Source organism: Streptomyces odontomachicola, assembly GCF_039605595.1.
In the GTDB taxonomy this organism is placed as follows: Bacteria; Actinomycetota; Actinomycetes; order Streptomycetales; family Streptomycetaceae; genus Streptomyces.
The window spans coordinates 174,025-188,396 of sequence record NZ_JBCFOK010000003.1 but is presented as its reverse complement, the minus strand read 5'-3'; the positions used below and the strand labels follow the sequence as shown (position 1 = coordinate 188,396).

Sequence of the window (14,372 nt, the reverse complement as noted above, 5' to 3'; positions counted from 1 at the left end):
GGACTCACCGACGCATCTCTGCTGCTTACTGTCCTAAGCGAGGTCGTCGCGCGGGCTGTGTGTGAGGGGGCTGGGCCATCAGCGGACCGTGCATGCGCTGCGGAGTGACGGGCTGTATCCACTGCCTGGAGCGATCACCGACCTCGGTGTGTTGGCGGAGCGGCGTGCTTCGTTCGCTGGTGAGGCCTTCGAGGCGGCGCGCGCCGGGGTGCTGCGCGTCAGCCGCAGTACCAGCCGCACAGTCGGCCGCGTCGGCGGAGCTGCGGGGCTCCGTACGACTTCGCGCAGGGCAATGAGGGCGGGGAGGAGGCGATCGCGGGGAGAAAGCGCCATTCCGGTGGACACCCCGAGTGGCGGCCCGGAACACTTCCCTGATGAACAGTGGAGGCTTCCTTGACTCCTGAAGAGACGTCAGGAGCGGTCCTCGTGGATCAGACCATGATCGCCGACGCCGCCCGTCTGCTGCAGAACCTTCCCCACGGCAGCACGACCTACATGGTGAACAACGGGTTCGACCCGATACTGGTCGCGCAACTGAAAGCCCGACGACGCAGTGCGCCGGGTAGGAATGCCTCACGTCTCGCCGATCTCTCCGCTCTCTGCGACGCGTTGCTGCTCTACGACAAGCTGTACGTGCTCACCTGCGAGACCCCGCCGGACGCCGAGGCCCTCGAACTCCGCAAGGCCCTCATCGACCTCGGCATCGTCGAGGAGATCGACGTCTCCGCGCACGGCCCGGCCATCGCCGACGAACTCGTGGCGTACCTGGGCACGACGAACGGCGAGGCCGTGTCGCCGCTGCTGGAGGAGATCGCGGCGGCCGTGCGGGGCAGCCTCGCCGGCGGGGACGAACCCGCGATGTACAGCAGGACGAGCAGCATCGTCGACGCGTTCCGCGACGGTATGGAGAGCCCCTCCCTCCCCGGCGGCCATCGCGCGGAGGACTCGCTGACGGCGATCATGGGCCCGATCGTCCGTGACGTCCGCTACTTCGGCAGCGGCGCCATGTTCAGCGCGGTGTCGAACATCCGTACCTTCGTCTACTGGCGGCTGGCCACGCGACTGGGCCTGCCGATGTATCCGTCGAGCCGCAGGCTCCCGTCGTACCGGGCGCTCACCCAGTACGTCGACCGGTCGCTGCGCGAGCAGGCGTACGGTGCGGTCGCGGAGGCGTTCCGAACCACCGTGTCCGAGGTGTACGAGACCGAGACCACCGTGTCGGTCTATCTGCCGCCCGGCGCCACGATCTTCCTGGACACCCTGCGTGAACGGAGGTCCGTGCCGGACACCTTGGTCTCCGTCCGTAAGCGCTACGAGGGCTTACGGGCCGCCTTCCGCAAGCTTCAGGAGGACTCCGCGGCCTCGCGGACCCTCGGCGAACTCCACCGCAACCGGCAGCGCTTCACCGCGGTCCTCGAAGAGCTCCGCACCCCGGACGGCGCCACACCCGGCACTCTGGAGACCTCGATCGAGCTGCTGCCGGACGTCGTGAAGGCGGCGGCGAACCCGCTCGACGTGGCGGGCTACGGCGAGAGCCTGCTCCGCAAGCCCGCGACCTGGGTCCAGGACTGGTGGCGCAAACGGCCGTACCGGCTGGCCTTCCAGCTCCGGGACCAACTGCTGGACGTCACGAACTACCAGGACCTGCTGCACGGTGCGACAGGGGTGCGCATCTCGGAAGCGGAGATCCAGGAGTACGCCGAGCTCCTGGAGGAAGAGAGGCACTACCCGGCGGCACGCCGCCCTGGCCCCATCTCACAGGTGGAGGACGCCACATGATGGGCCGTCGGGAGGCCGGGCCCGTCCGGCGACCGCGCCGGAAGCGGACCCTCTTCCCTCCCGGTGAGGCCGTCCGGCTGAGCGAGCTGAGTCTGGTGCAACGCGACTTTCCCGCGTTCAGCGCGGGTCACAGCGTCGCCGTCATCCACAGCACCGGGCTGGTCCACGGCGACCTGCACGGTGAGCACATGCGCTTCGACTCGTCCACCGGCAGGACAGAACTCATCGACCTTGCTGACGGCAGCCTCGGCGACGTCGACCCGGACCGCATGTTCCAGGACATCGTCATGGTCCGCATGGCGAAGGGAGAGTCCTGGGCCCGTGGCTTCCTTGGCGGGTACGCGAGAACCAGCTCTCTGACGGTCGACCCGAAGCACCCCGGGTACACCGACGCCCTGCTGGCCCGGGCCGCCGACGGGATCGCCTCGGTGGCCAGGCCGGCCGAGCCCGTGTTCACGGAAGCCGTCTGCGAGGCCCTGCTCGCTCCCGTCCTCGACCTGAGCAGCGGCACACCCCGGCTCACCGCCGACCTTCCCGACGGGGTGTTGTCCCCCGACGAGCTGACCGTCGTCGCCTGCGCGCTACTCGCGGGCGGGGTCACGGGGGCGGACCGCCTGTGCTCCCGCAAGCCGCCCGAGAGCGCCGCCGAACGACTGCTGTTCGGTGCGCTCACAGAGGGTGCGCGCCAAGAGGATCCGAGCGGCCTGCTGGTCCCCGGCGTCGCCGCCCTGCGGGTGTTCGACGAGATGTCCGGCGATTCGGCGGTCCTGCGGTGCCTGGCCGGGATGACCGACGTCTACGACTGGCTGGCGCTGCGCCTGAACCGCCCGGGCGGCGACCCGAACGAGCCGGCCTTCATCAACTGCGTCCGCGCCGCCCAGCTCTCCCTGCTCCTGCTCCAGCTCCCCTACTGGCCGCTCAGCGAGCTGGAGACCCAGGAACTGAAGGTCACGGCACGACACCGGCGACTCGGCTGGTACGCACCGATGCTGGCGGCGGAGCCGAGCGACGAGCGTTACCTCCAGCTGCTGACCTATCTGGGGTCGCGGATCAGTCTCTACGGGAGGATGTTCACCGAGCCGTCGCTCACGGAGCCCGACGTGACCAACCTCCTCTGGTCGGCCAACTGGCGGGCGCTGCTCCTGTCGAGAAGGACGCTGCACACCCTCCTCTCCGCCCTGCGAGACGGCACCGCCGTTGAGGCGCCCGAGGAGACGACCCTCCGTATGGTGGAGTACCTGGCGGCCGGGTATCAGCTGACTGTACGTCACAACATCGCCGCGACGTTGGGCATGCGCCGATCCGCTCGCCCGCTGGATCTCGGGGCCGTGTTCATCAATGATCGGTTCGGCGACGAACTTGAGGAATCCAGTGAACTCTGCAATCTGGTCAGGACCGAGCGGCCCGCTCTCGTCCGGCTGGCGGCGAGCCGACAGGTCTCCGCCGTGCTCGCCCGAAACGCCGAGCCGATCGGTTACGACTTCGACTGGGCCGTGTCCCCGTGTCGCGACCTCGGCTGAGTGAGGCGATGAGCGCGAGGACGCAGGTGGCTCCGAGGGTGAGCAGGGCCCAGCGGTAGCCGTTGGTGAACAGGTCCATGGTGTGCGGGGAGAGGCTGGAGACGCTGCCCGCGTAGGCGGCCTCCTTGGTCGCGGCGGGCAGTCCGCTGGTGACGACGGCCAGGGCGAGGGCGGTGCTGACCGCGTACCCGGCGTTCTGGGCGGTCTGGCGTACGCCGTTGGCGATGCCGCGCCGCTGCGCGGGGACCGACTCCATGATGGAGCTGGTGTTGGGCGTCATGAACAGTCCGACGCCGGCGCCGACGGCCACCAGGCAGGCGGTGAGCGCGGCGCTGTTCATGGAGGGGGCGATGAGCACCGAGAGCGCGAACAGGCCGGCCGCTGACACCAGCAGCCCGCTGCTGGAGAGCGCTCGTGCGCTGAAGCGGTCACGCAGCCTGCCGGCGATGGGGGACGCGATGGCCATGGCGAGTGCCACGTACAGGACGTGGAGTCCGGCCTGGTAGGGCGGCATTCCGGAGGCGGCCTGCAGGTAGAGCGACATCAGCAGGACGACGGCGAAGTAGGCCATCGCCATCAGGAAGAGGGCGAGGTAGGCCATGGCGCGGGCGCGGTCGGCGAACAGGCTCAGGTCGATCAGCGGATGGCGCCGGCGGGCCTGCGCCATCAGGAAGAGCGGCGTGAAGAGGACGAAGAGCAGCAGGCCGGCGAGGACGGGAGCGCTGGTCCAGCCCTGGGCGCCGCCTTCGGACAGGGCGAGTACGAGGCCGCCGAGCGCGAGGGTGGACAGGGCGGCGCCGAGGTAGTCGAAGGACTCGCCGCGCGAACGGTGTGCGGTGCCGGGGCGCAGGATCAGAGCGGCCCAGATCAGACCGGTCACCCCGATGGGCACGTTGAACCAGAACACCGCGCGCCAGCCCAGCCCCGAGGCCAGGACGCCGCCGAGGGCCGGGCCGAGTACCTGTGCCATCGCCGCGACGGTGACGTTGATACCCAGGGCTGTGGGCAGGCGGCGGGCGGGGAAGGCGTCGGTGAGCAGCGCGGTAATGTTGCACAGCAGGGCCGCGGCGCCGACGGCCTGCAGGCAGCGGAAGGCGATCAGCCAGCCGATGCCGGGAGCCAGGCCGCACAGCAGGCTGCCGACGGTGAGCAGCGCGGTTCCGGCCAGGTACATGCGGCGGCGGCCGATCATGTCGGCGACCCGGCCGAAGGGGAAGAGCAGCACCGTGGTGACCAGCATGTAGGACAGCAGGGTCCAGGAGGCGGCCGAGGCCGAGGCGCCGAAGTGGCTGCTGACGGTGGGCAGCGCGACGTCCATGGTGGAGGTGTTGACCCCGGCGAGGAAGCCGCCGAGTCCGGCGACGACCTGTATCTGCCACAGACGGGGCGCGGTGCCGCTCGCGGGCGTGGGGGCTCGGAACGGAGTGCGGGTGGGCGTGATCAAGAACTTCCTTCCTTGTCTGCGGCGCCGGGGAGCGCCTCCGGGTCGAGGTGGGCGAGGAGCGTTTCGCCGATGGCGGTGAGCTGATCGCGCGCCTCGCCGGTCAGCGGCCCCAGGACGTGGTCGCGCACGCTGCGGGCGTAGACGGGGGCGACCTCTTCGGCCCGCGCGAGTCCTTCGTCGGTCAGCACCGCCAGCCAGCCCCGCTTGTCGCCCTCGGGCACTTCGCGGCGCACCAGCCCGGCCGCCTCCAGGCGGCCGACGGCGTGCGTGATCCGGCTGGCCTTGGAGTGCGTGATCTCCGCGAGCCGGCTCATGCGCAGGGCGCGGTCCGGCGCGCGGCGCAGCCGCCACAGGATGTCGAAGTAGGTGCGCGGAAGACCTGTCTCGCGCTCCAGGTCGGCGTCCAGGCGGGCCGAGGCCGCCTCCCACGCGCGGTTGAAGGCCCGGAAGATCCGGAGCTCGTCGGGGCTGAGCCAGCCGAGTCGTTCGTCGCTCGTCATGTTTACTACACTACTGGATTATCCAGCGCTGGAGTAAAAGCCCTAGAACACATCGCGCCGCTGCGGCCACGCCGACGACGCCACATCGACGGAGGACCCCCTTTGATCAGCCGGAACACCGCCCTGGCGCCCGAACGGACGGCGCTGCTGCTGATGGATCTCCAGCCCGTCCTGCTGGACGGGCTCACCGAGCAGGACCGCGTACTGGAGCACGCCGAGCGCGCCCGGAAGGCGGCCCTGGCTGCCGGCATCCGCGAGGTCCACGTCCGTGTCGCCTTCGACCCCGAAGACCACGCGGCCGTCCCCGCCCACAACAAGGTCTTCGCGCCCCTCGCCGCGGCCGGCGCCCTGGCCGCGGCCGAGCCCGCCACCGCCGTGCACCCCCGGCTGCGCGCGGACGGGCAGGCGCACACGGTCACCAAGACCCGCGTCGGCGCCTTCAGCACCACCGCGCTCGATGGGTTCCTGCGCGAGCAGGGCATCGACACCCTGGTACTCGGCGGCATCCACACCAGCGGCGTGGTCCTGTCCACCGTGCGCGAGGCCGCCGACCGCGACTACCGCCTGCTCGTACTGAGCGACGTCTGCGCCGACCCCGACGCGCGGCTCCACCGGACACTTCTGGACTCCGTCCTGCCCATGCAGGCGGACCTCCTCGACACCGCCGCCTTCGAGGCAACTGCGGAAGCGCGCTGACCGGGACGCCGGCCGGTCAGCGAGCCGCTGCGGATACCCCGTTTCAGGGCGCCGTTCGGTGCCCCAGCAGGCCAGCCCCGGCACCAACCTGGGCACCGGCCCGGGCACCGACCCGCACGCCGTCCGACGTCAGCGGGCGGCACTTGAGCCGATCATGCGCGTCATGGCCCGCATGCCCGACCGCCCCAGGACGGCGAAGGGCGCCCGCCGCCATCAGCCGCATGGAGGGGCCGGATCCCCGGAATTCGCCGACAAGCCCTGGCCGCGTGAACGTCCCGTCTCAGCTCCGGGCGCTGAGAGCCCGCGAGAGCCCGAGTGCCGCGGTGCGCACGGCCGGGGCCAGGCGGGTGGGGCGGAAGCGCTTCTGGGCGACGGCGACGGAGAGCGCGGCGACCACGGTCCCGTCGCGGCCGAACACGGGCGCGGCGATGCAGTTCACGCCCAGCGCTGCCTCCTGCCCCTCGGAGGCGGTCCCGGAGGAGCGGGTGCGCGCGAGGGCGGCGCGCAGCCGTGCCGGGTCGGTGAGGGAGAACCGGGTCAGGCTGGGGAGGGGCTCTGCGAGCACCTCCTCCACGGCCGCGTCTCCGGAGAAGGCCAGGAGCGCCTTGCCCACGCCGGTGCAGGTGAGGGGCAGGCGGCCGCCGATGCGGGAGGGCAGAGGCAGCACGTCGTGGCCGTGGATGCGTTCCAGGTAGACGACTTCACGGCCGTCGCGCACGCCCAGGTGCACCGTCTCGCGGGTGGCCTCGAACAGGTCCTGCAGGAAGGGCAGCGCGATCTCGCGCAGATCCTGGCGGCGCGGGACGAGGGAGCCGAGTTCGAACAGCTTTCCTCCGAGCCGGTACCGGTCCCCCTCGCGTTCCAGCAGGCCGAGCCGTACGAGGTCGCCGGCGAGCCGGAAGGCGGTGGTCTTGGTGAGACCCGAGCGGACGGCCAGGTCGGTCAGGCGGAGCACGTCCTCGCCGGGGTGGAAACAGTCCAGGACGAGGACGGCCTTGTCGAGCATGTTGCCCTGGTGGGGGCGGCATGCGCTGCGCGTCCTCGACGCACTGGGCATCGACAAGACCTGGATCGTCGGCAACTCGCTCGGCGGCTGGATCGCCCTGCAGCTCGCCCTCGACGCCCCGGAGCGTGTCCTGGGCGTCGTCTCGATGGGCACCGGCGGTGCGAAGAAGACCGCGGCGCTGGCCGGCCACGCCAAGCCCGAACTGTCACAGGACGGCATCCGCCGCACCCTGGAACAGTTCGTCGTCGACACGGACTTGATCACCGACGAACTGGTCGAACAGCGCTATCGGGCGGCCTTGAACGACACCGCGTCCAGCAGACTCGAAGAGGTCGTGGCAGCCCGCGACCGCGACCGCGACGCGCTGCCACTCGACCTCGACGCGCTCGCGGACCTGGACATCCCGCTGCTGTTGATCCACGGAATGCAGGACGTGGTCATCCCGGTCTCGCGGACCTGGGAGCTGGTGAACACCCTCCCGAACGCCGACGCGCACCTCTTCAGCCAGTGCGGTCACTGGTCCCAGGTCGAACGCGCCGAGGAGTTCAACGAGGTGGTCAGCCAGTATCTCCGCAGGCGCGCAGACCGCTGACCGCTGACCGCTGACCGCTGACCGCACACGGGAACATCGCCGAGAAGTCCGCGTCACCCCCGGCCGAAAGACGGCGCCCGCATCCGTGCCACAAGCCGACGAGCGTCAGGAGCCCGGTGGCGCCGTGCTCTTGCGGACGACGAGGCTGGTGGACAGTTCGAGGCGGGTGGTCACCGGTTCCCGGTCGCGCAACCGCATGATCATCTGCACCGCCTCCTCGGCCATCTCCCGCAGCGGCTGGTGCACCGTCGTCAGGGCCGGGCTCGACCAGCGCGCCACCGGCACATCGTCGTAGCCGACCACCGAGAGGTCCTGCGGCACCCGCGCACCGCGGACCCGGGCCGCCTCCAGGACGCCGAGCGCCTGCAGGTCGCTGCCCGCGAAGACGGCCGTGGGCGGCTCGGGCAGGTCGAGGAGTTCGAGGGCCTGCTCGAAGCCGCCCTCGACGTGGAAGTCGCCGTAGCGGACGAGGCCGGGATCGGCTTCGATGCCCGCCATGGTGAGCGCGGAGCGGTAGCCGTCGAGGCGGGCGTGGGAGCAGAGCATGTCGTCGGGCCCCGTGATGATCCCGATGCGGCTGTGGCCCAGCTCCACCAGGTGCCGGGTGGCCATCAGCCCGCCGTTCCAGTTCGCCGACCCGACCGAGGGCACGTCCGCGTCGGGGTCGCCGGCCGGGTCGATGATGACGAACGGGATGGAGCGCGAGCGCAGCCGCTGCTTGACCTCGGCGGGCAGCGCCGAGAAGACGAGCACCACGCCGCGCGGCCTGCGCCGCATGACGCCGTCGATCCAGTCGGGGCCGGGCGCATGCCGGGTGCCGCTCTCCGTCAGCACCACACTGGCCCGGTGGGCCTTGGCCACGTTCTCCACGCCGCGGATCAGCTCCATCGCCCAGATGCTCTCCAGCTCGTGGAAGACCAGCTCGATGAGCGGCGCCTCGCGGGCGGCCCGTGCCGTCCGCCGGTAGGAGTGCGTCTCCAGGAGGCGCTCCACCTTGACCCGGGTCGGGTCGGCCACATCATGCCGTCCGTTGAGCACCTTCGAAACTGTCGAAATGGAGACGCCTGCCTCTTGGGCCACTTCGGCCAGGGTGATGCGGCCCAAGTCCTCATCCTCACGCATGTCTTGGAGCATAAGGCAGGGCCGGGACCGGGCCCCTCGACGTCGTAACGCTTCGATAACTCGGCGAAGCGGCCTTGACCGCCCACCCACCCGGTTCTAGCGTCACGACTCGCCAACTTTCGGAAAAGAAGCCGAAAGAGTTTCGAGGAGGGGCGATGACTCCACGCACACGATTACTGAGAACGGTCGCGACGGGCGGCGCGGCGCTGGCCCTGCTGCTCGCCCTGTCCGGGTGCGGAGGCGGCGCCGGCGCGGAGGGCGACGACGGGAAGATCCACGTCCTGGTCTACGGGGACGCGGGGAACAAGGTCGAGAAGCAGATCATCGCCACCTTCAACAAGAAGTCGAGGGTGAAGGCGGTGCTGGACACCATCCCCGGTGCGGACTACCAGGCGAAGCTGCAGACGATCATCAACAGCGAGCAGGCGCCCGACGTGTTCTTCAACTGGGGCGGCGGCAGCATCAAGCCGTTCGTCGACGCGGGCCTGCTGAAGCCCTTGGACGACTTCATCGCCAAGGATCCGAAACTGAAGTCGCGGTTCCTGCCCTCGGTGTTCAACAGCGCGGTGATCGACGGCCATCCGTACGGCGTACCCATGCGCGGCAGCCAGCCGGTGCTGCTCTTCCACAACAAGAAGGTCCTCGCCGACGCCGGAGTGAAGCCGCCGAAGACCTGGGACCAACTCCTGGGTGCGGTCAAGGCGTTGAAGGCGAAGGGCGTCACGCCCATCGCGCTGGGCGGCGGCGACCGGTGGCCGACCCTGATGTGGTTCGAGTACCTCTACGACCGCGTCGCCGGTCCCGGCCTGTTCCGTAAGGCCCTCGCCGGGGACAAGTCCGCCTGGGAGAGCGCCGGCAGCAAGAAGGCGCTCGGCATGGTCCGGGATCTGGTGGACTCCGGAGCCTTCGGCTCCAATTTCGACTCCGTGAAGTTCACCGACCAGGGCTCCCCCACGCTGCTCGCCACCGGCAAGGCCGGGTTCGAGCTGATGGGTTCGTGGGAGTACTCGACGCAGCAGGACTCCCACCCGAAGTTCGCCAAGGAGGACTTGGGCTACACCGCCTTCCCCGCCGTCGCGGGCGGCAAGGGGAACGCGGACAACCTCTACGGCAACACCAACAACTTCTACTCGGTCCTCAAGAAGACCCGCCACCCCGACGCCGTCGCCGACTTCCTGAAGCTCCAGTACTCCGACGAGTTCGTGAAGGCGCAGCTCTCCTTCGGCAACCTGCCCACCACGACCAACACCCCGCAGCACCTGAGCGAGGCCGCCAGCCCCGGCTTTGCGAAATTCCAGTACGACCTGGTGAAGAAGGCGCCCTCGTTCCAGTTGTCGTGGGACCAGGCCTACCCGCAGTCCGCTGCGACTTCGATGTACCAGGCGATCCAGCAGTTCTTCAACGGGAAGCTGGACGAGGGCGGGTTCATCAAGGCGATGCAGGCCCTGCCGTCATGAGCACCGAGACCCTGGCCATGAGCGAACAGGCCGCCGCCCCGCAGGCCGCACCCGCGGGCCGCGGCGGCGGCGGTGCCGGCGTGGGCCGTCCCGGCGTCGGCTGGGCCGCCCCCGCCGCGGTCTTCTTCGGCCTGTTCGCCCTGGTCCCCCTCGTCCTGGTCGCCGTTCTCTCGTTCGCGACGTGGAACGGCCTGAGCGACCCGGAGTTCACCGGGCTCGACAACTGGAAGAAGCTCTTCGACGACCCGGTCCTGCTCAAGAGCCTGTGGCTGAGCGTCCTGCTGACCGTGCTCGGCGTCGCCGTCCAGACCCCGCTGAGCATCCTCCTCGGCGTCTGGGCGGCCGGTCACCAGCGCAACCGGGCCATCCTGTCCGCCATCTACTTCGTACCGCTGCTGCTGTCCGTCGCCGCCGTCTCCGTGCTGTGGCGCGCGGTCCTCGACCCGAACTTCGGCATACCGCCACAGGCATCCTGGCTGTTCGGCGACGGCAACCTGTTCGGCCACCAGGCCGGGGCCATCGGCGTCCTGGTCTTCGTCAGCGCCTGGCAGTTCACACCGCTGCACACGCTGATCTACCAGGGTGCAGCCCGCGCCGTGCCCGCCGTCCTCTACCAGGCCGCGCAGATCGACGGCGCGGGCACGGTCCGGCAGTTCTTCCACATCACCCTGCCGCAGCTGCGCAACAGCATCGTCACCTCGACGATCCTGATGGTGGTCGGCGGCCTGACCACGTTCGACACCGTCCTGATCCTCACCCAGGGCGGCCCCGGCACGGACACCACCATCAGCGCGTACTACATGTACCAGAAGGCCTTCAAGAGCTTCGACTACGGGACGGCCTCCGCCGTCGGACTGCTGCTGGTCCTGGTCGCCACGGTCATCTCGCTGGTCATGGTGCGGCTGTCGGGCTACGGCAAGATGCGCAGCACGCTGGAGGGCCTGTGACATACGCCGAGACCCGGGCTCGGACCCGGACCGGCCGCCGGGAGCGGCCCAACTACCTCGCCGGATTCGGGTCGTTGATCTGGCTGTTCCTGGTGGGGCTGCCGCTGTACGCGATGCTGGTCGCCACGTTCCAGTCGCGCTCCGACTACGCGGCGAACGGCCCGCTGTCCCTCCCGGAGCACTTCACTCTCGACAACTACCTCGACAGCGGCTTCGGCCGGTACTTCCTCAACACGCTCGTCGTCACCGTCTGCGTGGTCGGCATCGTCCTGCTGCTCGTGCCGCCGCTCGTGTACGCGATCGTGCGCGGCCGCGGCCGGCTCACGGGCGGCGTGTTCCGGCTGTTCCTGCTCGGCCTCGCGATCCCCGCCCAGGCCGTCGTCGTCCCGATGTTCTACGTCATCAGCGAGGCGGGCCTCTACGACAACCTCATCGGCGTCATCCTGCCGACGGCGGCCTTCGCCATGCCCGTGTGCACGCTCGTCCTGACCGGGTCGATGCGCGACATCACCCCGGAGCTGTACGAGGCGATGACGATGGACGGCGCCTCGCCGCGGCGGGCCTTCTTCCGCCTGGCCCTTCCGCTGTCCCGCGGCGGCCTCTCGACGATCATCGTGTTCTCGGCGCTGCAGGCGTGGAACGGCTTCCTCTTCCCGCTGGTCCTCACCCAGTCAGCGAGCACCAAGGTCATCACCCTGGGGCTCTACGACTTCCAGACGGAACACGGCGTCGACATCCCCGGCCTCCTGGCCGCCGTGGTGCTCTCCATGCTCCCCATCCTGATCGTCTACCTGTTCGCCCGTCGGGCCCTGGTCCAGGGGCTGATGGGAGTCGGAGGAAAGTGACCGCCCACATGGCCGTTCCCGACGGAGAGACCCCGGACGAAGAGACCGGTGCGGCGCGCGTCACGCCATGGCGTGACGCGCGCCGCACCGCCCAGGCCCGCGCCGACGCGCTGCTCGCCGAGATGACGCTCGAGGAGAAGACTGCCCAGCTCTTCGGGGTGTGGGTGGGTGCCTCGGCCGAGGGCGGCGACGTCGCCCCGCACCAGCACGACATGGAGGAGCCGGTCGACCTCGACGCACTGCTCCCGTACGGGCTCGGGCAGTTGACCCGGCCGTTCGGCACGGCTCCCGTCGACCCCGCGCTCGGCGCCCTCTCCCTCGCCCGCACCCAGCGCCGCATCATGGCCGCCAACCGCTTCGGCATTCCGGCGCTGGCCCACGAGGAATGCCTGGCCGGCTTCGCCGCGTGGGGTGCCACGGCCTACCCCGTTCCGCTGGCGTGGGGCGCCACCTTCGACCCTGACCTGATACGCCGGATGGCCGCGGCGATCGGCCGCGACCTGCGCTCGGTCGGCGTGCACCAGGGGCTCGCCCCGGTGCTGGACGTGGTGCGCGACGCCCGGTGGGGGCGGGTCGAGGAGACCATCGGCGAGGACCCCTACCTCGTCGGCACCGTCGGCACCGCGTATGTGCAGGGCCTGGAGTCGGCCGGGGTCGTCGCCACGCTCAAGCACTTCGCCGGGTACTCGGCCTCCCGCGCGGGCCGCAATCTCGCGCCGGTGTCCATGGGCGGACGGGAGTTCGCCGATGTGATCCTTCCGCCGTTCGAGATGGCCGTGCGCGAGAGCGGCGTACGGTCCGTCATGCACGCCTACACGGACATCGACGGCATTCCCTCCGCCACCGACGAGCGGCTCCTGACCGGCCTGCTCCGCGACACCTGGGGCTTCGAAGGGACCGTCGTCGCCGACTACTTCGGCATCGCGTTTCTCCACACGCTGCACGGGGTGGCCGGTTCGTTCGGCGAGGCGGCGGGCGCCGCGCTCGCGGCGGGCGTCGACGTCGAACTGCCCACGGTGAAGACGTTCGGCGAACCGCTGCGCAAGGCCCTCGCCGACGGGTCCGTTCCCGAAGCCCTGGTGGACCGCGCGGCCCGCCGGGTCCTGGTCCAGAAGGCCGAGCTGGGCCTGCTCGACGAGGGCTGGGACCCGACTCCGCACGCCCTGGCGGGAGTTCCCGCCGACCGCGCCCGTGCGAGCGTCGACCTGGACCGCGCGCCCCATCGCGAACTGGCCCGCCGCGTCGCCGAGGAGTCGGTGGTCCTGCTGTCCAACGACGGCACGCTGCCGCTCGCGCACGACGCCCCGGCCCGGATCGCCGTGATCGGCCCCAACGCCGAGACGCCCACCGCCGTCCTCGGCTGCTACTCCTTCCCCGTGCACGTCGGCAGCCGTACGCCCGGCACCCCGGCAGGAATCGAACTGCCCACGCTGCGCGAGGCGTTGGCGGCGGAGTTCCCGCGCGCCGAGGTCGTCGCGGCCGCCGGCCTCGCCGAGGCGGACACCACCGTGCCCGAGGGCTTCGCCGCGGCCGTCGCCCTGGCCCGCGGGGCCGACCTGGTCATCGCCGCGCTCGGCGACCGCGCGGGGCTCTTCGGGCGCGGCACCAGCGGCGAGGGCTGCGACGCCGCGTCCCTCGCGCTGCCCGGCGCTCAGCAGCAGCTCCTCGACGCGCTCCTCGACACGGGCACGCCGGTCATCGTGACGCTGCTCGCGGGACGGCCGTACGCGCTGGGCCGCGCGGTCCGGGAGTGCGCGGCGCTCGTGCAGACCTTCTTTCCCGGCGAGGAGGGCACAGGCGCCCTTGCCGGAGTGCTCAGCGGACGTGTGCGTCCCTCGGGGCGACTGCCCGTCAGCGTGCCCCGCCATCCGGGCGCGCAGCCGTCCACGTATCACGCGCCCCGCCTGGGCCAGGGCACCGAGGTCTCCCACCTCGACCCGGCCCCGGCTTTCGGCTTCGGCCACGGTCTGACCTACACGACCTTCGAGTGGAGCGCGCTGGAGGCCGGCAGCGAACTCGCCGCCACCGACGGCGAGTTCGAGCTCGCCTGCACCGTACGCAACACCGGCGCGCTGCCCGGGACCGAGGTCGTCCAGCTCTACCTCCATGACCCGGTCGCGTCCCTGGTGCAGCCGGTGCAGCGGCTCGTCGGTTACCTGCGCCTGCCGGAACTGGCGCCGCGGGCTGCCGTACGGGTGCGGGTGCGGGTGCCCGCCGACCTCGCGTCGTTCACCGGGCGCGACGGGCGGCGGATCGTCGAGCCCGGCGAGTTGGAGTTGCGACTGAGCGCATCGAGTACCGAGCCGCGGCTGACGGCGCGAGTCGCTCTCACCGGACCGGTCCGGGAAGTCGATCACCGGCGCCGCCTGCATGCGCACTTCACGACGGAGCCGGTGACCGAAGCTTCGCCACCGGAATAGCGAAACGGCACGCCGAAAGCTTTTCGCCTATCGCTCCGAAAACA

Annotated in this window: 11 protein-coding genes; 7 read left to right on the top strand and 4 right to left on the bottom strand. The window is 70.6% G+C overall.

Features of this window, described 5'->3' with window-relative positions; translation table 11 throughout:
- Positions 1-426 precede the first annotated feature (426 nt).
- A complete protein-coding gene (locus ABEE00_RS06025) occupies positions 427-1,779 on the top strand; it encodes a hypothetical protein (protein WP_345744198.1) in 1,353 nt (450 codons plus the stop codon).
- A 1,389-nt stretch (positions 1,780-3,168) separates the two neighbouring features.
- Here the strand turns inward: ABEE00_RS06025 and ABEE00_RS06020 are convergent.
- Positions 3,169-4,743, bottom strand: coding sequence for a DHA2 family efflux MFS transporter permease subunit (locus tag ABEE00_RS06020; RefSeq protein ID WP_345744197.1), 1,575 nt, complete (start codon positions 4,741-4,743; stop codon positions 3,169-3,171).
- Positions 4,740-5,243 (bottom strand): MarR family winged helix-turn-helix transcriptional regulator, encoded by a 504-nt coding sequence (locus ABEE00_RS06015; protein ID WP_345744196.1) that lies wholly within the window; start codon positions 5,241-5,243, stop codon positions 4,740-4,742. Before ABEE00_RS06015 ends, ABEE00_RS06020 begins: the two co-directional genes overlap by 4 nt.
- A gap of 102 nt (positions 5,244-5,345) precedes the next feature.
- Here ABEE00_RS06015 and ABEE00_RS06010 point away from each other — a divergent pair, with 102 nt between their 5' ends.
- Complete coding sequence (locus ABEE00_RS06010; protein WP_345744195.1) at positions 5,346-5,939, top strand: cysteine hydrolase family protein; 594 nt, start codon at positions 5,346-5,348, stop codon at positions 5,937-5,939.
- 280 nt (positions 5,940-6,219) lie between these two features.
- Here ABEE00_RS06010 and ABEE00_RS06005 read toward each other — a convergent pair whose 3' ends face one another.
- A complete protein-coding gene (locus tag ABEE00_RS06005) occupies positions 6,220-6,945 on the bottom strand; it encodes an IclR family transcriptional regulator (protein ID WP_345744194.1) in 726 nt (241 codons plus the stop codon).
- Between ABEE00_RS06005 and ABEE00_RS06000 the strand changes: the two genes are divergently transcribed.
- Positions 6,944-7,537, top strand: coding sequence for an alpha/beta fold hydrolase (locus tag ABEE00_RS06000; protein WP_345744526.1), 594 nt, complete (start codon positions 6,944-6,946; stop codon positions 7,535-7,537). The genes ABEE00_RS06005 and ABEE00_RS06000 overlap by 2 nt on opposite strands.
- Before the next feature lie 105 nt (positions 7,538-7,642).
- On the opposite strand, the gene ABEE00_RS05995 is transcribed toward ABEE00_RS06000, so the two are convergent.
- On the bottom strand, positions 7,643-8,671 hold the full coding sequence (locus ABEE00_RS05995) for a LacI family DNA-binding transcriptional regulator (RefSeq protein ID WP_345744193.1): 1,029 nt from the start codon (positions 8,669-8,671) through the stop codon (positions 7,643-7,645).
- 143 nt (positions 8,672-8,814) lie between these two features.
- Between ABEE00_RS05995 and ABEE00_RS05990 the strand changes: the two genes are divergently transcribed.
- Genes ABEE00_RS05990 through ABEE00_RS05975 form a run of 4 tightly spaced genes read left to right on the top strand, consistent with a single transcriptional unit; the run spans position 8,815 to position 14,328 of the window.
- On the top strand, positions 8,815-10,116 hold the full coding sequence (locus ABEE00_RS05990) for an ABC transporter substrate-binding protein (protein WP_345744192.1): 1,302 nt from the start codon (positions 8,815-8,817) through the stop codon (positions 10,114-10,116).
- Between the two features lie 17 nt (positions 10,117-10,133).
- Positions 10,134-11,063 (top strand): carbohydrate ABC transporter permease, encoded by a 930-nt coding sequence (locus ABEE00_RS05985; protein WP_345744525.1) that lies wholly within the window; start codon positions 10,134-10,136, stop codon positions 11,061-11,063.
- On the top strand, positions 11,060-11,908 hold the full coding sequence (locus ABEE00_RS05980; protein ID WP_345744191.1) for a carbohydrate ABC transporter permease: 849 nt from the start codon (positions 11,060-11,062) through the stop codon (positions 11,906-11,908). The genes ABEE00_RS05985 and ABEE00_RS05980 overlap by 4 nt, the downstream gene beginning before the upstream one ends.
- Positions 11,909-11,916: 8 nt before the next feature.
- On the top strand, positions 11,917-14,328 hold the full coding sequence (locus ABEE00_RS05975) for a beta-xylosidase/alpha-l-arabinosidase (protein ID WP_345744190.1): 2,412 nt from the start codon (positions 11,917-11,919) through the stop codon (positions 14,326-14,328).
- Positions 14,329-14,372 lie beyond the last annotated feature (44 nt).